This window comes from Bacillus sp. FSL R7-0685 (genome assembly GCF_038002425.1).
Taxonomy (GTDB): Bacteria; Bacillota; Bacilli; order Bacillales; family Bacillaceae; genus Bacillus; species Bacillus subtilis.
Window position 1 is genome coordinate 3,812,694 of sequence record NZ_JBBOCN010000001.1, and the last position, 21,192, is coordinate 3,833,885.

Genomic DNA, 21,192 nt, shown 5'->3' on the forward strand with positions numbered 1-21,192 from the left:
ACAGAATGTGTGATACAACAAAAAAGGTGTCATTTTTTGAAGATGCGATAAAGCCAATAAAGAATGAAAAAGCTTGCGATTGTGATGGCTTCAGCCGAGACGATATACCACGGCCATGGTCCGAGAACATCTAAGAGAGAGGATCCGCCCGGTTTTTTCGTCAAATACATATAATTTGCGCCAAGCCAGCGATCAATCAGGAAAATACAGACGCCGTACACATTAACAAGCAGGACTGTCACCCATAATGAGCGCTGGCCCATTCTGTAGGTGCCAATCACAGCCATCAGCAGACAGGATAAAAACACAGATCCGTGAGAAATAAAAAAGAGGATATATCGTATATGCGGAAATGAAAACATACCGAGGTCAGGAGTGGCAAGAGCCTGAATCGAACTGCCGACGCCGACAAAAAACAAAAATACAAACAGCTTTCTGCTTTTTGTCACTAACATAATAGCTGACAAATACACCGACAGGTCACTAAGCTGGAGAGGCAATGAAGTGCGCACCGACCACCTGCCCGTGGCGACCATCCATATTTGATAGCCGATTTGCGAACCAAGCAAAAGAAACACAAACAGAGAACGCAAAAACCGGCTGGCCCTCGGCTGCTTGACCCTCTCTTGGAACAAAAACAACAGAATGGCCAAAAGGGCGATAATCGCTAACGTCACTACATGCTCTGTCGAAAATAGATGAAACGGATCATGTTTATAGACGGATTGAACATATTTTTGCAAAACTGCACCCCCGTTTGCGGTTTTTTGTTTATTTTGGCGTTGTTTGGGCTTTTTTTATTCAACCGATATATGGGCTTGAAGTTCACACCAGACTCTGCTACAATTCGTTTCATAGCTAATGATTCTGATAATTTAAGGCAGGCCTAAAAAATGGAACGTTCACATCAACATCAGCAGCTTCGGAAGGAAGAACACGATACACTTTCTAAGCTCAAACAAATGCCCGTCGAGTCACTTAACCTGGAAGCCATTTCGATCGCTACGAATCTGTATCGGTCTGCACAAAGGCTCCGTGTCAAAATGGAGACTGAGGTTCTTTCTTCCTATAACCTTTCTTGGACCGCTTTCTCCATTCTTTATGATCTATGGGTATGGGGAGCGCTCGAAACGAGAAAAATCGCTGAGCTGTCAGGGATATCTACAGCTACAGCAAGCAACGTGATCAAAACGCTCGAAAAAAAGAGTTTTTGCCGTAAAAGCATCGACACAAGAGATCGGCGACTCGTATTTGTCTCTATCACCGATTCCGGCAAACAAGCGATCGAAGAACTCTACCCGGAGTTTCACAAAGGGGAAACAGAGCTCATTGCGGGAATGACGAAGGACGAACAGAAAATATTGACAGGGCTGCTTAGAAAGGTAGCTGACAATCTTCATACAACATAAGCTTTGACGGGAATCCAGTAGCGGTTTGTCTCCCTGTTTCAGAGAGCCGGCGGAAGGTGCGAGCCGGCACACAGCAAACGTGAATTACCTCCCCGAGCTTTCTTTGTGAACCTTAAAGGTAGCAAAGAACGGGAAACCGTTATTCGAATGAGCGGAAGACGATGTCTTCAACCAGGGTGGTACCGCGTGCATTGAGCCACGTCCCTTATCGGGATGGGCTCTTTTTTGTGTTTGTAAAAAAGGAGGAAAAATGATGAGAACATTTGAGCAGCTCACAGCGTCACAGCAAAAAGAGGTAGAAAGACAGCTTCAGCTATACATGACAGGCGCCCACGAAGTCATACCGCCGGAGGAATTAAAGGCAAAGCTCGTGAAATCAATTTCCACGGGCACGCCGCTTAAAATTAAGCTCGGATTAGATCCGTCTGCACCGGATGTACATTTGGGCCATACGGTTGTGTTAAATAAGCTTCGCCAATTTCAAGAAAACGGCCACATTGTCCAGCTGTTAATTGGGGATTTCACAGGAAAAATTGGTGATCCGACCGGAAAATCGGCAGCCAGAAAGCAACTGACTGATGAAGAAGTTCAGCACAATGCCAAAACCTACTTTGAGCAATTCGGAAAAGTGCTTGATCCAGAAAAAGTCGAGCTTCACTATAACTCAAAATGGCTGAAAACATTGAATCTGGAAGATGTCATTGAATTAGCAGGGAAAATAACGGTAGCCCGCCTGATGGAGCGCGACGACTTTGAAGAACGCATCGCCATGCAAAAACCAATCTCACTGCATGAATTCTTTTACCCATTGATGCAGGGATATGATTCTGTCGTTCTCGAAAGTGATATTGAATTAGGCGGAACGGATCAGCATTTCAATGTCCTCATGGGGCGGCATTTTCAAGAACGATACAACAAAGAAAAACAAGTCGTCATCCTGATGCCGCTCTTGGAAGGCTTGGATGGCGTCGAGAAAATGTCGAAGTCGAAACACAACTACATTGGCATTAACGAACATCCAAACGACATGTACGGAAAAACGATGTCACTGCCCGACAGCCTGATGAAAAAATACATCCACTTGGCGACAGACTTAGAGCTTGAAGAGAAAAAACAGCTCGTAAAAGACTTAGAAACCGGCGCCGTTCATCCGCGTGATGCCAAAATGCTTTTAGCCAAAACAATCGTCCGAATGTATCACGGAGAGAAAGCAGCAGAAGCTGCCGAACACTCGTTTAAAACAGTCTTTCAGGAAAACAGCCTGCCGGAAGATATACCGGCCGTAAACTGGAAAGGCGAAAAAACGATAGCGATGATTGATCTGCTCGTCAAGCTAAAGCTCCTCTCTTCGAAGAGCGAGGCGCGCCGCATGATTCAAAACGGAGGTGTACGCATCGACGGAGAGAAAATAACAGATGTTCACACCAAAGCAGAGATAAGAGAGAATATGATCATCCAAGTCGGCAAACGCAAGTTTTTAAAGCTCCAATAGTCTGATATTCCGAAACGCTTATGACCCTTCATTCATAAGCGTTTTTTTGCAGGTATAAAGCACTGTCTTTTCAAAAACGCTCTCCATCTTGCAGGAAACTCCTTTAGCATCCCGAAATATTCCCCAACCATACATTTAGGGGAGGTTTATTTTTGATGAAAAAGCTTTTGACTGTCATGACGATGGCTGTTTTAACTGCCGGCACACTGCTCTTGCCGGCACAGAGTGTCACCCCGGCCGCGCACGCTGTACAAATATCAAATAGCGAGCGCGAGCTTCCATTCAAAGCAAAGCATGCGTACTCTACCATTTCTCAGCTAAGTGAAGCAATCGGCCCCAGAATAGCCGGAACTGTAGCTGAAAAAAAGAGTGCCCTATTGATTGCCTCATCAATGAGAAAATTAAAGCTTGATGTGAAGGTTCAACGATTCAACATTCCTGATCGGCTTGAGGGAACACTGTCTTCAGCAGGACGCAATATTATTCTCCAAGCGGCGTCCGGCTCAGCTCCGACTGAGGAACAAGGGCTGACGGCCCCGCTTTACAATGCGGGATTGGGCTATCAAAAGGACTTTACCGCTGACGTCAAGGGCAAAATCGCCTTGATTTCCAGAGGAGACCTGACTTATTACGAGAAAGCCAAAAATGCCGAAGCCGCCGGAGCAAAAGCTGTCATCATTTATAACAACAAAGAAAGCCTCGTGCCTATGACGCCAAACCTGTCGGGAAATAAAGTCGGCATTCCGGTCGTCGGCATTAAGAAAGAAGACGGCGAAGCACTTACCCAGCAAAAAGAAGCCACCTTAAAACTAAAAGCATTCACAAACCAAACCTCCCAGAATATCATCGGAATCAAAAAACCAAAGAACATCAAACATCCAGACATTGTGTACGTGACGGCCCATTACGACAGTGTTCCTTTTTCACCCGGGGCAAATGACAACGGCTCAGGAACCTCTGTTATGCTGGAGATGGCGCGTGTCTTAAAAAGCGTTCCATCTGATAAAGAAATCCGCTTTATCGCTTTCGGCGCCGAAGAGCTCGGCCTGCTCGGCTCCTCTCACTATGTAGATCATCTATCGGAAAAAGAGCTGAAACGAAGCGAAGTGAACTTCAACTTAGATATGGTAGGCACAAGCTGGGAAAAAGCGTCTGAGCTGTATGTCAACACATTGGATGGCCAATCTAACTATGTTTGGGAATCCAGCCATACGGCTGCTGAAAAAATTGGGTTTGACAGCCTGTCTCTGACACAGGGAGGATCATCTGATCATGTGCCATTCCACGAAGCCGGCATTGATTCCGCCAACTTTATTTGGGGAGACCCGGAAACAGAAGAAGTTGAGCCGTGGTATCATACCCCTGAAGACTCGATCGAACATATCAGCAAAGAACGCCTCCAGCAAGCAGGCGATCTTGTGACAGCCGCAGTCTATGAGGCTGTGAAAAAAGAGAAGAAACCGAAAACCATTAAGAAACAAATGAAGGCCAAAGCAACTGACATTTTTGAAGATATCAAATAAAAAAAGACGGCACTTGGGTGCCGTCTTTTCTAATCCACTTCTTTCTTAATCCCCAGCATTTTCTCATCTAGGTAATGGGCAATCTCCGCGGCTTCTTTCAGCTCATCTGTTAATTGCTTAGGAACGTCATTGTTCAATTTATAATAAATTTTATGTTCAAGGCTCGCCCAGAAATCCATCGCGATTGTACGGATTTGAATTTCTGCTTTGACGTATTCCACACGGTTCGTTAAATTCACAGGCATCTCAATGATTAAATGCAGGCTTCGATAGCCATTCGGTTTGGGTGTCTGGATATAATCCTTTACCTTTACGATTCTCAAATCTTCATGCTGCTTCAACACATTCACGACATTATAAATGTCAGAAATAAAGGAACAGATGATGCGCACGCCGGCAATGTCGTGAATATGCTCCTTCATTTCCTTCGTCGTAATCTCACAACCCTTTCTCATTAACTTATTCACGATGCTTTCAAAGCTTTTGACACGGGATTTTGTATGTTCAATCGGGTTGTGTCCGTGAATGAGGTTATATTCCTGGCTGATAATTGAGAACTTTGTATCGAGCGCATCTAGCGCAAATTTATAAACTAATAATTCATTTTTCCAATCTTCCATTACTGTTTTTAAATCGTCCATATGTGTTACAGATAAATCCATTTTCGTCATCTCCTTTAACGGAACTTTATCCGCTGTCCATGTACTAGACGTCCCTGTCTGCTGCAAGGTTCTATGAATTTTTTTACAAAATGCGGTCGATTGTAACAAAAAAAGACCGCACGAAACGAGCGGTCTTTTTTATTATCGGAAATAGCTGATCAATAATCCGATCGAGAGCAGGAATCCGAAAAATGTATTTGTTTGGGCTGTTGATTTCATTGCGACAATCATATTCATCGGCATTTCGTTCTGGACGAAACCCTTCACTGCCTGAACCGGCTTAGGCACGCTCAAAAAGACGACAAACAGCCATGGGCTTGCGGCACCGGTAATAACCAAGCCGACAACCCAGATATAAGCGACGGCAAACGACGCAGCTAACAGAGTAACAGCTCCCTTATGCCCCATCAAAATCGCCAATGTTTTGCGGCCGCCTTTTTTGTCCTCTTCAATATCACGAATGTTGTTCGACAGGTTAATCGCGCCGACAAGAATCGCAATCGGGATGGAAATCAAAATGCTTTGCGTGTTGATCATATCTGTCTGAATGAAAAACGAAATCAGCACAAACACCGAACCCATGCAAATGCCTGAGAATAATTCACCGAACGGCGTGTACGCAATCGGCAGCGGCCCGCCTGTATACAGGTAGCCGATCGCCATGCCGACAAGGCCGATCAGCGCAAGCCACCAGCTGCTGCTGGCACAAATATAGACACCGAGCAAAATGGCAATCCCGTATGAGGCAAGAGCTAATTGCAAAATCGTTTTAGGCTTCATTCCGTGGCGTACAATGGCCCCTCCGATTCCGACTGATTCTGCTGTATCTAATCCGCGTTTAAAATCATAATATTCATTAAATAAGTTCGTCGCGATCTGGATCCATAGGCAAGAAAACAGCATAGCCAAAAACAGCAGCAGATCAACCTTCACATAAAACATCGCCAAAACGGTTCCGAGCAGCACAGGCACAAACGATGCGGTTAACGTATGAGGACGGGTTAACTGCCAAAGGATCTGCCCCATGCTTTCTTTTTGCGGCGCTGTCTGACCCTCACCCTTATTTGTTTGGTTCATCTTCCTCTTCCTTTCTATTAAAAGGCTTACTTTTTTTCAGCCGGCAGCTTAATAAAAAACTCCTTTTGCTTCCTTATCTATCATAATGACTTCTCCCTTATTTCACAAGATACCGCAAGAAGGCGTTTTCTTTCTTATTATACGCTTCTCGCCCTGATTTCATTAGGTTTCTGCTTTCACTTGAACGAACAGGTACAGAAAAATTTTTTTAAGTACATTACACTTTTTAAAAGTTAAAAAGATCTTTTGACTCCAGGTATCTTTTCCTTTATTATGAATCAGCTCGAAACATTCCATTCTTGCCCTTGCAGGTATAAAGATTCATTTTCAAAAACATACGCCGATATATTAATTTGAGGGAGATTAGGGAAAAAATGAAACTTTTTGAGCATCTGATCGTCAAATAATCATGTGATTGTCGAAAAAACGGGAAGGGAATTTTTGATATGCTGCAATTAATGAAACAGCTGTATGAAAAACCCGCTGTCAAGTGGACATGTCATACAGGCTTTTATTTGATGATACTGCTTGTTTTGTTTTTTATGTATGGTTTTCACACCGCGAATACCGGTTCATATATTTATAACGATTTCTAATTGGAGAGAGAATAACTATGAAACTTTTACATGCTATTCAAACACATGCGGAAACTTATCCGCAAACCGATGCCTTCCGCTCTCAAGGCCAGTCGCTCACGTATCAGGAATTATGGGAGCAGTCTGACCGCGCGGCTGCCGCGATCCAAAAACGCATTTCTGGGGAAAAGAAATCTCCTATCCTTGTGTACGGCCACATGGAGCCGCACATGCTTGTTTCCTTCTTGGGAAGTGTCAAAGCGGGACATCCTTATATTCCGGTTGACCTGTCTATTCCGTCCGAACGGATTGCGAAAATTATCGAAAGCTCTGGAGCAGAATTGCTGATCCATGCAGCAGGACTCTCAATTGATGCAGTCGGCCAGCAGATTCAGACAGTTTCTGCGGAAGAACTGCTGGAAAACGAAGGCGGCTCTGTCAGCCAAGATCAATGGGTCAAAGAACACGAAACGTTTTATATCATTTACACTTCCGGAAGCACAGGAAATCCGAAAGGCGTGCAGATTTCCGCTGCGAACCTTCAAAGCTTCACAGACTGGATTTGTGCAGACTTTCCAGTCAGCGGAGGAAAAATATTTTTAAACCAAGCGCCGTTCTCATTTGATTTGTCTGTCATGGACCTATATCCGTGCCTTCAATCAGGCGGGACTTTACATTGCGTGACAAAGGATGCTGTGAACAAGCCGAAAGTCTTATTTGAAGAGCTGAAGAAGTCCGGACTGAATGTGTGGACATCAACACCTTCCTTTGTGCAAATGTGCCTGATGGATCCGGGTTTTTCACAGGATCTGCTGCCTCATGCGGACACATTTATGTTTTGCGGAGAGGTTCTTCCGGTTTCTGTGGCAAAAGCGCTGCTTGAGCGTTTTCCGAAAGCGAAGATTTTTAATACGTACGGCCCGACTGAAGCGACAGTGGCTGTCACATCGGTTGAAATTACGGCTGACGTCATCAGCCGCAGCGAATCGCTTCCAGTGGGCTTCGCCAAACCAGATATGAACATTTTCATTATGGATGAACAGGGACAGCCGCTTCCTGATGGAGAAAAAGGAGAAATCGTCATTGCAGGGCCGAGTGTAAGCCGAGGCTACCTTGGTGAGCCAGAGCTGACGGAAAAAGCGTTTTTCTCTCATGAAGGCCAGTGGGCATACCGAACTGGCGATGCCGGCTTTATTCAAGACGGTCAGATTTTCTGCCAAGGACGTTTGGATTTTCAGATTAAACTTCACGGCTATCGAATGGAGCTGGAGGAAATCGAGTTCCATGTCAGACAGTCACAGTACGTTCGCTCTGCTGTCGTGATTCCTTATCAGCCAAACGGAACAGTTGAGTACCTGATCGCTGCTATTGTGCCTGAGGAGCATGATTTCGAGAAGGAATTCCAGCTGACAAGCGCTATTAAAAAAGAGCTTGCCGCTTCTCTTCCGGCATATATGATCCCGAGAAAATTTATCTATCAGGATCACATTCAAATGACGGCTAACGGCAAAATTGACCGAAAACGCATTGGCGAAGAGGTTCTTGTATGACGCCTTACAGCTCGTTTTTATTCTTCATACTGCTTGGCATTCTTCTTCTGCCGACGATCATTCTCGGCTTAAACGGAAAAAGATTTCAAGCATACAACATGTTCATATCTATCATTATATTGGCTTTAATTTTTTCGCACGACTTACACGGGGTCATCGCGCTGTGCCTGTTTACAATATGGCAGGTGCTCCTGATCAGCGGCTATCTGGCATACCGGCAGAAAGCGAACAGCGGCTTTGTCTTTTGCGGGGCTGTTATCGCGTCGATTCTGCCTTTATTTCTGTCAAAAATATGGCCGTTTCTTTCGCACCCGCAGCCGCATCATCCGCCGCATAACCTGATCAGCTTTTTAGGGATTTCATATTTAACCTTTAAAGGCGTTCAGCTGATTATGGAAGCAAGAGACGGACTGCTGAAAGAACAGCTGCCATTGCACCGCCTGCTGTATTTCATCCTGTTTTTCCCGACGATTTCCTCCGGCCCGATCGACAGATACCGCCGGTTCGTCAAGGATGAACAGAAGGCTTGGACGAAAGAAGAATACGCCGACCTGTTGTATACGGGAATCCATAAAATCTTCATCGGTTTCCTGTATAAATTTATTATCGGCTACGCGATCAATACGTACTTCATCATGAATCTTCCCGCAATCACGCACAATAAGATTCTTGGGAACCTGCTGTACATGTACGGCTACAGCATGTATTTATTCTTTGATTTCGCCGGCTACACGATGTTTGCCGTCGGGGTCAGCTACATTATGGGCATTAAATCACCAGAAAACTTTAATAAACCATTTATCAGTAAAAATATTAAAGATTTTTGGAATCGCTGGCATATGTCTCTGTCATTTTGGTTCAGAGATTATGTGTTTATGAGATTCGTATTTTGGATGACTAAGAAAAAGTGGATCAAAAACCGTATGGCCGTCTCAAACATCGGGTATTTCCTGCTGTTTATGCTGATGGGGGTTTGGCACGGGCTCGCGCCGCAATATATCATTTACGGCCTCTATCATGCCGTTCTGATGACGTGTTACAACTTTTTCGAGAAGTGGAATAAGAAATATAAATGGCTGCCGTCCAACCGCTGGACAACCATTCTCGCGATTGTGATCACATTCCATTTCGTTTGCTTCGGGTTTTATATTTTCTCAGGAAAACCATTTCATCACCACCATTAAAGGAGATTAGAAAGCTATGGATTTTAAACAAGAGGTATTAGACGTTTTAGCAGAGGTTTGCCAGGATGACATCGTAAAGGAAAATCCTGATATTGAAATTTTTGAAGAAGGTTTGCTTGATTCTTTTGGAACAGTAGAATTGCTGCTTGCGATTGAAAACCGTTTTGATATTTTAGTGCCGATCACTGAATTTGACCGGGACGTTTGGAATACACCTAACAACATTGTAAATCAGCTGTCTGAGTTGAAATAATGAAAAAGCGTTTTTTCGGTCCAATTATTTTGGCGTTTATTCTATTCGCAGGCGCCATCGCAATTCCATCTTCATGGCTGACAGGCTTCATCACCGATAAGCGTGTGAAAGAGTCAGCAACAGCCTTGAATCCGAGTATGTTTCAAGGGCTATATTTACAAGATCAGATGCTCAAAGATCCGACATATCTTCCGATTTACGGGTCTTCTGAGCTTTCCCGGCTGGACGAGTTCCACCCATCTAATTATTTTCAAGTAAACAATGAGGGATTCACGCCATACCTTGTCGGCAAAGGCGGATCCCAGTCATTGATTCATTCTTTAAACTTCGCTGCCCATATGGATCAGCTGAAGGGCAAAAAAATCGTATTCATCGTGTCTCCGCAATGGTTTATTAAGCGCGGGTCTGATGAACAGCATTTCGCGCCGAACTATTCTGCGCTGCAAGGGCTTGATTTGGCATTTAACGATCAGATCGATCCTGAAATTAAAAAGAAAATGATGAAACGCATGCTGCGCTTTAAGGCTGTGCAAAACGATGCCATTCTTTCTGAGCTGTACAAAGCAATGGTAAACGGCCAGACGTGGAAAGTGAACGCGCTGAAGCCGGCGGCGAAAGTGTATTACAGCATGCTGGAAAAGAAAGATCTGTATTATTCAACGACAGAATCATCCGGGCCAAAGCGCTATATCTCGCAGTCAGTAAAGGATAAGTCATGGTCTGAATTGAATAAACTAGCGGATCAATCGGGCAAACGCCACTCCGGTTCTAACGATTTTCACATCGACAACCCTGTCTATAAAAAGCTGAAGCCGAAAGTGCCTAAGCTGAAAGGGAAAAACAAAGGAAGATCGTATGCGGTGTCACCGGAATATGGCGACTTTGAAATGATGCTCGATATCCTGAAGGATGCGGGCGCAGAGCCTATGTTTGTCACCATTCCTGTTAACGGGAAATGGTACGATTACACGGGCTTCCCGAAAAAAGGACGCACTGACTATTACAAAAAGGTAAATAAACAAATCAGAGCGAAGGGCTTCCAGGTTGCTGATTTCTCAGGGCATGAATATGACCCGTATTTCATGAAAGACACCATTCACATCGGCTGGAAAGGCTGGGTCTATGTCGATAAAGCAATTGACGAATTTTATAAAACCGGAAAAGTCACTTCATCCTGAGCATCTCATAGGACGCGGCTGCATATTTCCTGCTAAGATTTGAAATAGTAAAGGAATCACAGCCAACTTAATTAAGAGGTGTTACATCCAATGAAGATGACAGGCAATACGGTTTTAATCACAGGGGGTTCTGCTGGCATCGGGCTTGAACTGGCCAAGCGCCTGCTGGAGCTCGGCAATGAAGTTATCATTTGCGGACGCAGCGAAGCACGTCTTGCAGAAGCGAAGCAGCAGCTCCCAAACATCCATACAAAGCAATGTGATGTTGCAGACCGTTCGCAGCGGGAAGCATTGTATGAATGGGCTTTAAAGGAATATCCGAACTTGAATGTTCTCGTCAACAACGCCGGCATTCAAAAGGAAATTGACTTTAAAAAAGGGACAGAGGATCTTTTTGTGGATGGTGATGAAATTGAACTTAATTTCCAAGCGCCTGTCCATTTATCCGCCCTTTTCACACCTCATTTGATGAAGCAGCCTGAAGCGGCAATCGTTCAGGTCACATCCGGGCTTGCGTTTAACCCGTTAGCTGTTTATCCGGTGTACTGCGCAACAAAAGCGGCACTTCACTCGTTCTCGCTTACGCTCAGACACCAGCTCCGCGACACGAGCGTGGAAGTGATTGAAATGGCACCTCCTATGGTGGACACGGGCTTAAACCAAAAATCACGCGATAAACAAGGCCTGACGTACCGGGGCATTTCATCTGAAGAATATGTTCAATATTTCTTGGACGGCTTGAAGGAAGGCAAACAGGAGATTACAAATGAACGTGTTGAAGGTCTTCGTGATGCCACTCGCGCCGATTATGACAGGTTATTCGAGCAAATGAACACGCAGGAGAATTAATTTCTCCTGCTTTTTTCATATGAATTTCTTACAAATTTGAGCAAACCTATTGCGATTATTTGTTGAAGGTATACAATAGAATATAATTATTTTCAAATAAGTTTGATAATATAAACAATTTAACAGCAGGGAGATTGACCATGACTAAACAAACGATTCGCGTTGAATTGACATCAACAAAAAAACCGAAACCAGACCCAAATCAGCTTTCGTTCGGAAGAGTGTTTACAGACCACATGTTTGTAATGGACTATGCCGCAGATAAAGGTTGGTACGATCCAAGAATCATTCCTTATCAACCCTTATCAATGGATCCGGCCGCAATGGTCTATCACTACGGCCAAACCGTGTTTGAAGGGTTAAAGGCTTACGTGTCAGAGGATGACCATGTTCTGCTTTTCAGACCGGAAAAAAATATGGAACGCCTGAATCAATCAAACGACCGCCTCTGCATCCCGCAAATTGATGAAGAACAGGTTCTTGAAGGCTTAAAGCAGCTTGTCGCAATTGATAAAGACTGGATTCCAAATGCGGAGGGCACGTCCCTTTACATCCGTCCGTTCATCATCGCAACCGAGCCTTTCCTTGGTGTTGCGGCATCTCATACGTATAAGCTCTTGATCATTCTTTCTCCGGTCGGCTCTTATTACAAAGAAGGCATTAAGCCGGTCAAAATCGCTGTTGAAAGTGAATTTGTCCGTGCGGTAAAAGGCGGAACAGGAAATGCCAAAACCGCAGGAAACTATGCTTCAAGCTTAAAAGCGCAGCAGGTCGCCGAAGAGAAAGGATTTTCCCAAGTGCTTTGGCTGGACGGCATTGAGAAGAAATACATCGAAGAAGTCGGAAGCATGAACATCTTCTTCAAAATCAACGGTGAAATCGTAACGCCGATGCTGAACGGAAGCATCCTGGAAGGCATTACGCGCAATTCAGTCATCGCCTTGCTTAAGCATTGGGGCCTTCAAGTTTCAGAACGAAAAATTGCGATCGATGAGGTCATCCAAGCCCATAAAGACGGCATCCTGGAAGAAGCCTTCGGAACAGGTACAGCAGCTGTTATTTCCCCAGTCGGCGAGCTGATCTGGCAGGATGAAACACTTTCGATCAACAACGGTGAAACAGGAGAAATCGCAAAAAAACTATATGACACGATTACAGGCATTCAAAAAGGCGCTGTCGCAGACGAATTCGGATGGACGACCGAAGTCGCAGCGCTGACTGAAAGCAAGTAAGAAAAAAGCCGGCCCATTACAGGCCGGCTTTTTTTACGCTTCAATTTTGTTGAAAAACTGCGGCAGATACGCTTTGTGCGCCTCCAGCATTTCGTCTAAAATCTGTTTGGCCACAGTATCGGACGGGACAAGCGGGTTAATCGTCATGGCAAGGAGTGCAGTTTGGTAGTCACCTGTAACTGCCGCTTCTGCCGCGACACGTTCAAAGGATTTGATTTGCTGGACGAGGCCACGGACAGACACCGGCAAGTCGCCGACAGCAATTGGCTTAGGGCCAGTTTTCGTCATCACACAGTTCACTTCAACTGCGGAATCGTCTGGAATGCTCGCTATTGCACCATTATTGATTGTGTTCACCGGCTGAATGTCATGTTTATCATTATAAATGGAGCTGATTAAGTTACATGCTGCATCACTGTAGTAAGCTCCGCCCCGTTTTTCCAGCTGCGGCGGTTTGATCGCAAGGTTCGGATCTTTATAAAGCTCGAACAGCTCTTTTTCGACCTTCTGTACGACTTCTGCGCGGGTGCCCTCCGTTTGTGATGCTTCCAGTTCGTGCTCCAGCATCTCTTTTGTTTTGAAATAGTAACGGTGATAGCCGCAAGGGATGACATTGAGCGCTTTTAAGAAATCCGGTTCCCATTCGGCGCCTGAGATATTTTTCATCGTCATCGCGTTTTTCGGGTCGCCCATCGCCTCGATGACTTGCTCCTTCACACTTACGCCGTCCAAGAAAACATCCAGCCCGAATACCATATGGTTCAGTCCGGCGAATTGGACTTCTACGCGGTCCACATCTACATCAAGCGCTTTGGCTACGCCCATTTTGATGCCGATTGGAACATTACAGAGACCGACGACTTTCTTCAGGTTGGAGTAGCGAAGCAAGGCTTCTGTTACCATGCCGGCAGGGTTTGTGAAGTTAACAAGCCAAGCGTTCGGGCAAAGCTCTTCTATGTCCTTTGCGATCTCAAGGATGACCGGAATTGTGCGCAATCCTTTAAACAGGCCTCCCGGGCCGTTTGTTTCCTGGCCAATCACTCCGTATTTTAGCGGAATGCGCTCATCCTTTGCTCTTGCCTGCAAAAGTCCGACGCGGAATTGAGTCGTGACAAAGTCTGCGTCTTTCAGCGCTTTTCTCCGGTCGAGCGTAAGATGAATGTCAATCGGGACGCCAGCTTTTTCAACCATCCGTTTGGCGAGTGTGCCGACAATATTCAGCTTTTCTTCGCCCTCAGGGATATCGACAAGCCATAATTCGCGCACAGGCAGCTCATCATACCGTTTAATGAACCCTTCCACTAGCTCGGGCGTATAGCTTGAACCTCCGCCAATCGTTACAATCTTCAATCCTTTTGTCATATGCTTGCTCCCCTTTGCTCGGTGATTTTTTCATATAACTCAATGATCTCTGCAGCCATATCCTTCACTGTCATTGCATTCATTAAATGATCCTGTGCATGAACCATCAGAAGCGTCATTTCCGTCTTTTCTCCGCCCGCTTCATTTTGGATCAGCTCTGTCTGATAATGATGGGCTTTTGACAATTCTTCAGCAGCGTCTTGAAGCTTTTTCCGCGCTTCTTCTGCGTCACCGCTTTTCGCAGCGGCAATGGCCTCCATTGCGGAGCTCCTACCGTTTCCTCCGTGAAGGATGATTTGAAAAATGATTTGTTCCATTTCCTCATTCACGCGATTCACTTCCTTTCTCTACAGAGCCGCTTCTTTGTCATCTGATGCTGCAGGCGTTTGGACCAGCTCCAGATCGTTTTCTTCTTTCAGCTTCTGCTTATCCCACATTCTGAAGAATGGATAGTAGACAACAAAGGACACGGCAATATTAATGGCTTGCATGACCGCGCCTGAGACTTTTCCTCCAGTCGCCAAATAGCCTGAAAAGATCGGCGGCATGGTCCACGGCACTGCGATACCCGCCGGTTTGGCGACAAGGCCGGTGCTCATTCCGATGTACGTAAGTGTCACTGTGACAAGCGGCGTGATGATAAACGGAAGTAAGAGCATTGGGTTCATGACGATCGGCATTCCGAATATAATCGGTTCGTTAATATTGAAGATGGCCGGGCCGACCGCAAGCTTGCCGAGCTGCTTCATTTGTTTGCTTCGGGCGCGCAGGAACATCGTGACAACCAGTGCCAATGTGGCGCCGCTTCCGCCGATATTGACCCAGATATCGAAAAATTGCTGGGTGAAAATCTTAGGAAGCTCCTCACCGGCTTGGAATGCGATCCGGTTGGCATCCATTGCGCCGTACCAAATCGGTGCCATGACGCCGCCGACAATGTTTGCACCGTGAAGGCCGCAGGCCCATAAAAGCATTTTGACGGCTTCGGCGACAAGGCTTCCTCCAAGGCTTCCTCCCAGAATGGAAAGCGGAGTCCCCAATAAAACGCTTACAATATTATGAAGGCTTTCAAACGGTGTCGCTTCAACAATCAGCCGGGCTGCCCAAATCAGGAAGATGACGGCAAAGCCGGGGATTAACGCGACAAATGACTTGCTTACCGCCGGCGGGACACCGTCCGGCATTTTGAAGACTAAATTGCGCTGGATAATAAGGCGGTAAATCTCTGTGGACACCATTGCGATAATCATGGCGACAAATAGGCCTTTGCTTCCCATGAGCGAAAGCGGAATCCCGCCGCCAACCATGATTTCTTTCGTCGCGCCATCCGGCATAAACGGCACTTGATAAGGTGTTGCTAATAAAAATGCCGCAAGGGAAATGGCTCCGGCCGACAAGGCATCAACACCGTATTTCTCGGCGAGCCGGTAGGCGATGCCGAACGCGGCGACAAGACCCATAATTTCAAAGGTCGCGTCGACTGGGTAGGCCAGTTTTTCAGACCAGGAGCTGCCAAACGTTTTTGCCATAAACTCAGCGTATCCCGGGATCGGGAGGTTGCCAATGATGAGGAAAAAGGAACCGATGATAATCAGGGGCATCGTGAGGATGATACCATCACGCAGCGCCTGCAAATGACGCTGTCCCGCAATTCTTCCCGCTATAGGCATGACCTTTTCTTCTAAGATCTGATTGACTTTATTCACATAGCCCGCCCCTCTCTATGACACATGTCCAAGCTGTTCAGCTGATTTCAGCACTTCCGCCCCGTTGCACGTGCCATAATGGACGGTATTAATGACGTCTACCGGAACCCCCTTTGACTCTCCTAATTTTTTGAGCTGTGGAAGCATGTAACGGACTTGCGGACCGAGAAGCAATACATCCGCTTTATCGATATGATTTTGTACAGAATCGCCTGAAACTGCCCAAATGGTATAGTCTTTTCCCTGTTCCTGCGCACTTTTTTCCATCTTGCTCACCAGTAAGCTAGTAGACATGCCTGCTGCACAAACGAGTAATATATTCATGTAAAAGACCCCCTAGAGTTTGATCAATTTTGTAATGTCCTGCTGTTGCTATCATCATATTATGAAATCGCTTTCATAAACACTCAGGGTTTTTCCGCAGGCAACGGAAAAAAGGTATATACAGGCTGTCAGCTCAGCATTTTTTGGTCAAACACATCCGAAAGCTCTTGATATGAACGGCATTTGATCAGCTGGTTCACCGCCGCCGGGTCATCCAAAATGCTGCCAAGCAGTTTATACATGCTTTGCAAATCCGCTTTGTTCTCCTTTTCGACACAAAGCAGACAGACAAACTGAACTCGCTGACTCTCCCAATCGATTGGTTTTTTGAGCGTACAAACGGCCCAAAACGTTGTTTTCGTCTGCGGAACAAGCGGGTGCGGGATGGCAACAAGATTGCCAAAACACGTTGGCGACATGTCTTCTCTTTCAAAAATGGAATCTATGATTTCTTCATCGGCAAAGCCGCATTCGACCACTTTCTGCCCTAAAAATTGAATCACTTCTTCTTTTGAGCGCAGATCCTCCTGAAAAAAAACGAGTTCTTTTTTTAGGTAGCGATTGGCTTTTTCCTTTTCATCACTCAGAATAGATTCTATTTTTGTAAAGTCAGTTCCGCCTAAGATGGTGTTAACCTTCAGTACTGGTACAGGGAGCTCTTTTTTAATCGGAATGGTGCTGATGACAAAATCAATTGATTCGTAGGACATTTGATCAAGACTATAATACTCAGCCGTTCCAAGAATATCGAGCCGCTTGCCGAAATGGGAACGCAGTTTTTCGCGCAGAAGCTGGGCGCTTCCGGCTCCCGATGCGCATACAATGATACAGCGTTTCGGCGGGCTTTCTGTTTTTTTTCGTTCAATCGCGGCGCCAAAGTGGAGAGCCAAATATCCAATTTCGTTTTCATGAATCTCAATACCCGTTTGTTCCTTTATCACGATTCCGGCAATGATCCCGGCTTCAAAAGCGAGTGGATAATGTTCCTTGATCGCTGCCAGCATCGGATTTCGAAGATTCATGCCGTATCGGTTGCGGCTGATCGCCGGCTTCATATGCAGTGCCAAGCCGATTTTCAGCTCTTTGTCATGCAGGATGCCAAGCTTCAGTTCACGATCAACAGCTTTGATCATGGCAAGTGTCAGCTGATCGGTTTCCTCTTCTATTGAAAATGTGTCCTCTCCGCATTGTGATTGTGTCATTCGTTTTGTGCCAAGGAGATGCATGGTGATGTAGGCCGTCTCGTCTTTCGGAAACGTAACGGCAAGCTTTGATTCCAGCTCTTTTACGATGGCTTCTGCAGCCTGGTACTCCTTTTGATGCAGGATATGATCCATATCTTTCGGGAAAAGAGAAACATAGTTTTCCGTTCTGATCCGTTTACAGGCGATAGCGATATGGATAATGAGGTTATTCAGTCCCATGTTGGACAGAGGGATGCGGTCGTTTTTCATTTTTTTCAAGATGGCGGAACGGATGATCTCAATTTCTTCTTTTGGCAAAATATCAGCCTTTTCATTTAAAACATCTATCTCCGTTTCTCTTTCATCAACAATGTACTCCGCCATGCAGTACCTCATCTGCACCTCGTCCCCGCGCAGCTTGAAGCCGTAATTCGGACGTGTTTCCATGACGATGCGGTAAGGCAGCAGACGTTTCTTTACTTCCTTTAAATCCGTTTGGAGTGTAGATTTTGAGATAAATAGTTCTTCAGCAAGTTCATCGAGCTTGAGATAATGGTCCGCCAGCAGCAGACGTTTCATAAGATAGGCCATTCTCTCCTCCGGCAATACCGGCAGGCCCTTTTTTTGCTGAAATTCATCTTGCAGCAGTGTTCTGAATACTTGCTCGTCATCAATGCGGAGCTTGTAGCCGGAGCCTCTTACAGATTGTACAAAGGCACCGTGGCCGCTTAGCACACCTTGAAGTTCCTTTATATCATTGCGGACTGTCCGCGTCGTTACGTTTAATTGCGCGGCAAAAAACGAACTTGTCACCGGGGCTTCAGCCGCCATCAGCAAGCGCAGAATATCACGTAGTCGCCCATGAAGCATGAGAAAAACCTCCTAACTAGTAGATGCAGGGATTCAGTGAATAGGCAGAAAGGATGATGAAGGGATGCGAAATGTATATAAATTCTATAATGGAGAGAATGGCAAGTCAATGAACATCCGGAGGACTAGAGGGAAAACTGACCTATAAAAAAACAGCCGGGATCAGCCGGCTGTTCTAGATGCGGACATATTCTTTTGTTTAGACGCCTTGCGGTCCTTCATGATTTTTCGAACAATCGGGTAAATGACCGGCGCCCATTTGATAACGGTTTTGATCATCTTTTTCAAAGCTCCGATTCTCCCTTCTTTTTTCTCAACCATTCCCCTGATTGCCTCTTCCTTAAACATGCTAACGCGACACGTACCTGTTTCCCGTCACCCAGAAACGCCATGGATAATCGCGTGCCTCCCCGCTGTTGTCAATGCCGATGCGCGGGCCGGTTGAAATTGCTTCCGGTGTGTACCCGCTTTCGATGTAAAGCGGCTGTTCCGTGATCCAGCGTCCGTAGTCATTCATCGTGACGCCAAGCGCTTTCGTCAGCTTTCCTGGTCCGTTTGTCCATTCCCTCGGACTCCTGCCCGGCCTTCTCTCCTCCATTAACAGCTGGCCTTCATGCGGCTCAATCGCCCTGATTAATACTGCTTGCGGGACATCCTCTTCCGCCGCAACGACATTCAGCAATGTATGGGTGTGCATCACGTATGTATATACCCGCCCAGCTTCTGCAAACATGATCTCAGTCCGCTTCGTCCGGCGGTTGTTAAAGCTGTGGGCCGCTCTGTCTCCAGCCCCCATATAGGCCTCTGTTTCCACAATATAGCCTGACGCTGTGCCTTCGTCTGTTTCTTTTACAAGAAGGCAGCCCAGAAGCGATGGGGCAAGCTCAAGAGCGGTTTTTTGATAAAACGTGATGGGCAGCGGATTTTTTTCTCTCGTCACGAATCGACCTCTCCTTTTACCGATTTTTGTACATTGTACCATTCCCGAAGCAGATCAAAAAAAACGGCTGTTTTAAAATCTTTCCATTCAGGGAATATTGTTACCGTTCAAAAAAGGAGGGCCAACCATTGAAAGATGATCATCAAAACAAGCAGCACCAATCAAATGCCCAAGGGAGCGAGGAAGCGTTTTCTCATAAGACATCCGGGAAAAACGAGTCAGAGGATACCTTAACGAATAGGCAGGGGCATCCTGTTACTGACAACCAGAATGTGAGAACCGTCGGGAACAGAGGGCCTACAACACTTGAGAACTATGATTTTCTCGAAAAGATCAGCCACTTCGACCGGGAACGCATCCCAGAGCGGGTTGTTCATGCCAGGGGAGCAGGTGCACATGGATATTTTGAAGCGTACGGAAGCTTCGGAGACGAACCGATTTCAACATACACAAGGGCCAAGCTCTTTCAGGAAAAAGGCAAGAAAACACCGGCATTTGTCCGTTTTTCAACTGTGAATCATGGAAAACACTCGCCTGAAACATTGAGAGACCCGCGCGGTTTTGCTGTAAAGCTATATACAGAAGACGGAAACTGGGATTTGGTCGGAAACAACCTGAAAATCTTTTTTATCCGCGACCCGCTGAAATTTCCGGATCTTGTACACGCATTTCAGCCTGATCCAGTGACAAACATCCAGGATGGTGAACGTATCTTCGATTTCATTTCTCAATCTCCTGAAGCGACACACATGATCACCTTCTTGTTTTCGCCTTGGGGCATTCCGGCCAACTACCGGCAAATGCAGGGTTCAGGCGTACATGCCTATAAATGGGTGAATGAGGAGGGCAAGGCCGTTCTCGTGAAATACCATTTTGAACCGAAGCAGGGCATCCGCAACCTGACACAGAAGGAAGCAGAAGAGATTCAAGGGAAAAACTTTAACCATGCCACACAGGATCTATATGACGCGATTGAAAATGGCGATTATCCAGAGTGGGAAGTATATGCTCAAATCATGAGCGATGATGAGCATCCTGAACTGGACTTTGATCCTCTTGATCCAACAAAACTGTGGTATAAAGACGATTTCCCATGGAAACCGATCGGCAAATTGGTTCTGAACAAAAATCCGGAAAACTACCATGCGGAAGTGGAGCAAGCTTCATTTGGAACGGGAGTGCTTGTCGACGGGCTTGATTTTTCAGACGACAAATTGCTCCAGGGGCGTACGTTTGCCTACTCTGATACGCAGCGCTACCGTGTAGGCGCAAATTACCTGCAGCTTCCGATCAACTCGCCGAAAAAGCATGTCGCCACCAACCAGGAAGGCGGGCAAATGCAATATCGGGTCGATAGAGCAGAAGGACAAAACCCGCACGTCAACTACGAGCCATCCATTATGGGCGGGCTGAAGGAAGCGAAGCAAGACGGAAAAGACCATACGCCGCATGTCGAAGGTGATGTAAAGCGTGAAGCGATTGACAGAACAAACAACTTCGGACAGGCTGGAGAAACGTACCGGAGATTTACTGAATTTGAGCGGAACGAATTGATTACGAATTTGGTAAATACGCTTTCTACGTGCCGAAAAGAAATTCAGGATCAAATGATTGAGAATTTCACAAAAGCTGATCCTGACTACGGAAAACGCGTAGCAGAAGGGCTAAAAAAGGTCTCCGAAAACAACAGCAACGGGCCGATCGGCACAACTGAAACGGAACAGGCTGCAAAGCAGGCTGAACAGGAGAGTCATCCGTCTGATCCGTATTAACAACAGCGAACAGGGCTTTTTTAGAAGCCCTGTTTTTTTATTTTTCTATT

General features: G+C 45.9%; 22 protein-coding genes and 1 other annotated feature. Of the genes, 11 read left to right on the forward strand and 11 right to left on the reverse strand.

Features of this window, described 5'->3' with window-relative positions; genetic code table 11:
• Positions 1 to 29: 29 nt before the first annotated feature.
• Positions 30 to 743, reverse strand: coding sequence for a YwaF family protein (locus tag MKY50_RS19810; protein ID WP_033882895.1), 714 nt, complete (start codon positions 741 to 743; stop codon positions 30 to 32).
• A gap of 150 nt (positions 744 to 893) precedes the next feature.
• Between MKY50_RS19810 and ywaE the strand changes: the two genes are divergently transcribed.
• From ywaE to ywaD, 3 genes are all read left to right on the forward strand, one after another.
• Positions 894 to 1,409 (forward strand): tyrZ transcriptional regulator YwaE, encoded by a 516-nt coding sequence (gene ywaE / locus MKY50_RS19815; protein WP_003227345.1) that lies wholly within the window; start codon positions 894 to 896, stop codon positions 1,407 to 1,409.
• Positions 1,404 to 1,618 (forward strand) — a binding site (T-box leader). Its footprint overlaps the gene before it by 6 nt.
• Before the next feature lie 41 nt (positions 1,619 to 1,659).
• On the forward strand, positions 1,660 to 2,901 hold the full coding sequence (gene tyrS / locus MKY50_RS19820) for a tyrosine--tRNA ligase (protein WP_335449938.1): 1,242 nt from the start codon (positions 1,660 to 1,662) through the stop codon (positions 2,899 to 2,901).
• A 155-nt stretch (positions 2,902 to 3,056) separates the two neighbouring features.
• A complete protein-coding gene (gene ywaD / locus MKY50_RS19825; RefSeq protein WP_227058114.1) occupies positions 3,057 to 4,424 on the forward strand; it encodes an aminopeptidase YwaD in 1,368 nt (455 codons plus the stop codon).
• A gap of 29 nt (positions 4,425 to 4,453) precedes the next feature.
• On the opposite strand, the gene ywaC is transcribed toward ywaD, so the two are convergent.
• The 3 genes from ywaC to MKY50_RS19840 form a co-directional block, all read right to left on the reverse strand.
• Positions 4,454 to 5,086, reverse strand: a complete 633-nt coding sequence (gene ywaC / locus MKY50_RS19830; RefSeq protein WP_003244564.1) for a GTP pyrophosphokinase YwaC — start codon at positions 5,084 to 5,086, stop codon at positions 4,454 to 4,456.
• Between the two features lie 141 nt (positions 5,087 to 5,227).
• Complete coding sequence (locus MKY50_RS19835) at positions 5,228 to 6,163, reverse strand: 1,4-dihydroxy-2-naphthoate polyprenyltransferase (protein WP_015714937.1); 936 nt, start codon at positions 6,161 to 6,163, stop codon at positions 5,228 to 5,230.
• A gap of 162 nt (positions 6,164 to 6,325) precedes the next feature.
• Positions 6,326 to 6,460 (reverse strand): hypothetical protein, encoded by a 135-nt coding sequence (locus MKY50_RS19840; RefSeq protein ID WP_003227332.1) that lies wholly within the window; start codon positions 6,458 to 6,460, stop codon positions 6,326 to 6,328.
• Positions 6,461 to 6,609: 149 nt separating this feature from the next.
• Between MKY50_RS19840 and MKY50_RS19845 the strand changes: the two genes are divergently transcribed.
• From MKY50_RS19845 to MKY50_RS19875, 7 genes are all read left to right on the forward strand, one after another.
• The gene (locus tag MKY50_RS19845) at positions 6,610 to 6,759 is read left to right on the forward strand and encodes a teichoic acid D-Ala incorporation-associated protein DltX (protein WP_003227330.1); all 150 of its coding nucleotides are present in this window, start codon (positions 6,610 to 6,612) and stop codon (positions 6,757 to 6,759) included.
• Between the two features lie 17 nt (positions 6,760 to 6,776).
• Entirely contained in the window at positions 6,777 to 8,288 is a 1,512-nt protein-coding gene (gene dltA, locus MKY50_RS19850; protein WP_341117158.1) for a D-alanine--poly(phosphoribitol) ligase subunit DltA, read from the forward strand.
• Complete coding sequence (dltB, locus tag MKY50_RS19855; protein WP_003227327.1) at positions 8,285 to 9,472, forward strand: D-alanyl-lipoteichoic acid biosynthesis protein DltB; 1,188 nt, start codon at positions 8,285 to 8,287, stop codon at positions 9,470 to 9,472. The genes dltA and dltB overlap by 4 nt, the downstream gene beginning before the upstream one ends.
• A gap of 16 nt (positions 9,473 to 9,488) precedes the next feature.
• A complete protein-coding gene (dltC, locus tag MKY50_RS19860; RefSeq protein WP_003227325.1) occupies positions 9,489 to 9,725 on the forward strand; it encodes a D-alanine--poly(phosphoribitol) ligase subunit DltC in 237 nt (78 codons plus the stop codon).
• On the forward strand, positions 9,725 to 10,903 hold the full coding sequence (gene dltD, locus MKY50_RS19865; RefSeq protein ID WP_003227323.1) for a D-alanyl-lipoteichoic acid biosynthesis protein DltD: 1,179 nt from the start codon (positions 9,725 to 9,727) through the stop codon (positions 10,901 to 10,903). The genes dltC and dltD overlap by 1 nt, the downstream gene beginning before the upstream one ends.
• A 90-nt stretch (positions 10,904 to 10,993) precedes the next feature.
• Positions 10,994 to 11,752, forward strand: coding sequence for an SDR family oxidoreductase (locus MKY50_RS19870; protein ID WP_227058110.1), 759 nt, complete (start codon positions 10,994 to 10,996; stop codon positions 11,750 to 11,752).
• A gap of 140 nt (positions 11,753 to 11,892) precedes the next feature.
• Entirely contained in the window at positions 11,893 to 12,984 is a 1,092-nt protein-coding gene (locus MKY50_RS19875; protein ID WP_003244231.1) for a branched-chain amino acid aminotransferase, read from the forward strand.
• 33 nt (positions 12,985 to 13,017) lie between these two features.
• On the opposite strand, the gene licH is transcribed toward MKY50_RS19875, so the two are convergent.
• The 7 genes from licH to MKY50_RS19910 form a co-directional block, all read right to left on the reverse strand.
• Entirely contained in the window at positions 13,018 to 14,346 is a 1,329-nt protein-coding gene (gene licH, locus MKY50_RS19880; RefSeq protein ID WP_003244285.1) for a 6-phospho-beta-glucosidase LicH, read from the reverse strand.
• Positions 14,343 to 14,675 (reverse strand): PTS lichenan transporter subunit IIA, encoded by a 333-nt coding sequence (licA, locus tag MKY50_RS19885; RefSeq protein WP_003227313.1) that lies wholly within the window; start codon positions 14,673 to 14,675, stop codon positions 14,343 to 14,345. The genes licH and licA overlap by 4 nt, the downstream gene beginning before the upstream one ends.
• 18 nt (positions 14,676 to 14,693) lie before the next feature.
• Entirely contained in the window at positions 14,694 to 16,052 is a 1,359-nt protein-coding gene (gene licC / locus MKY50_RS19890) for a PTS lichenan transporter subunit IIC (protein WP_015250911.1), read from the reverse strand.
• A gap of 15 nt (positions 16,053 to 16,067) precedes the next feature.
• On the reverse strand, positions 16,068 to 16,376 hold the full coding sequence (gene licB, locus MKY50_RS19895; protein ID WP_003218755.1) for a PTS lichenan transporter subunit IIB: 309 nt from the start codon (positions 16,374 to 16,376) through the stop codon (positions 16,068 to 16,070).
• Between the two features lie 128 nt (positions 16,377 to 16,504).
• Entirely contained in the window at positions 16,505 to 18,430 is a 1,926-nt protein-coding gene (licR, locus tag MKY50_RS19900) for a transcriptional regulator LicR (protein WP_069703607.1), read from the reverse strand.
• Between the two features lie 162 nt (positions 18,431 to 18,592).
• Positions 18,593 to 18,751: a hypothetical protein gene (locus MKY50_RS19905; RefSeq protein WP_009968374.1), complete on the reverse strand. Its 159-nt coding sequence runs from the start codon at positions 18,749 to 18,751 to the stop codon at positions 18,593 to 18,595.
• A 28-nt stretch (positions 18,752 to 18,779) separates the two neighbouring features.
• Complete coding sequence (locus MKY50_RS19910) at positions 18,780 to 19,370, reverse strand: DNA-3-methyladenine glycosylase (RefSeq protein ID WP_003227303.1); 591 nt, start codon at positions 19,368 to 19,370, stop codon at positions 18,780 to 18,782.
• A 128-nt stretch (positions 19,371 to 19,498) separates the two neighbouring features.
• Between MKY50_RS19910 and katX the strand changes: the two genes are divergently transcribed.
• The gene (katX, locus tag MKY50_RS19915) at positions 19,499 to 21,142 is read left to right on the forward strand and encodes a catalase KatX (protein WP_003243042.1); all 1,644 of its coding nucleotides are present in this window, start codon (positions 19,499 to 19,501) and stop codon (positions 21,140 to 21,142) included.
• The last annotated feature ends 50 nt before the right edge of the window (positions 21,143 to 21,192 follow it).

Coding starts and splice junctions, on each gene's coding strand:
- dltD (WP_003227323.1), top strand. CDS start 9,725: ATGAAAAAGCGTTTTTTCGGTCCAATTATTTTGGCGTTTATTCTATTC.
- licH (WP_003244285.1), bottom strand. CDS start 14,346: ATGACAAAAGGATTGAAGATTGTAACGATTGGCGGAGGTTCAAGCTAT.
- MKY50_RS19905 (WP_009968374.1), bottom strand. CDS start 18,751: ATGGTTGAGAAAAAAGAAGGGAGAATCGGAGCTTTGAAAAAGATGATC.
- MKY50_RS19845 (WP_003227330.1), top strand. CDS start 6,610: ATGCTGCAATTAATGAAACAGCTGTATGAAAAACCCGCTGTCAAGTGG.
- ywaD (WP_227058114.1), top strand. CDS start 3,057: ATGAAAAAGCTTTTGACTGTCATGACGATGGCTGTTTTAACTGCCGGC.
- MKY50_RS19870 (WP_227058110.1), top strand. CDS start 10,994: ATGAAGATGACAGGCAATACGGTTTTAATCACAGGGGGTTCTGCTGGC.
- MKY50_RS19875 (WP_003244231.1), top strand. CDS start 11,893: ATGACTAAACAAACGATTCGCGTTGAATTGACATCAACAAAAAAACCG.
- MKY50_RS19835 (WP_015714937.1), bottom strand. CDS start 6,163: ATGAACCAAACAAATAAGGGTGAGGGTCAGACAGCGCCGCAAAAAGAA.
- MKY50_RS19840 (WP_003227332.1), bottom strand. CDS start 6,460: ATGGAATGTTTCGAGCTGATTCATAATAAAGGAAAAGATACCTGGAGT.
- ywaE (WP_003227345.1), top strand. CDS start 894: ATGGAACGTTCACATCAACATCAGCAGCTTCGGAAGGAAGAACACGAT.
- tyrS (WP_335449938.1), top strand. CDS start 1,660: ATGATGAGAACATTTGAGCAGCTCACAGCGTCACAGCAAAAAGAGGTA.
- dltC (WP_003227325.1), top strand. CDS start 9,489: ATGGATTTTAAACAAGAGGTATTAGACGTTTTAGCAGAGGTTTGCCAG.
- ywaC (WP_003244564.1), bottom strand. CDS start 5,086: ATGGATTTATCTGTAACACATATGGACGATTTAAAAACAGTAATGGAA.
- dltB (WP_003227327.1), top strand. CDS start 8,285: ATGACGCCTTACAGCTCGTTTTTATTCTTCATACTGCTTGGCATTCTT.
- licR (WP_069703607.1), bottom strand. CDS start 18,430: ATGCTTCATGGGCGACTACGTGATATTCTGCGCTTGCTGATGGCGGCT.
- dltA (WP_341117158.1), top strand. CDS start 6,777: ATGAAACTTTTACATGCTATTCAAACACATGCGGAAACTTATCCGCAA.
- licB (WP_003218755.1), bottom strand. CDS start 16,376: ATGAATATATTACTCGTTTGTGCAGCAGGCATGTCTACTAGCTTACTG.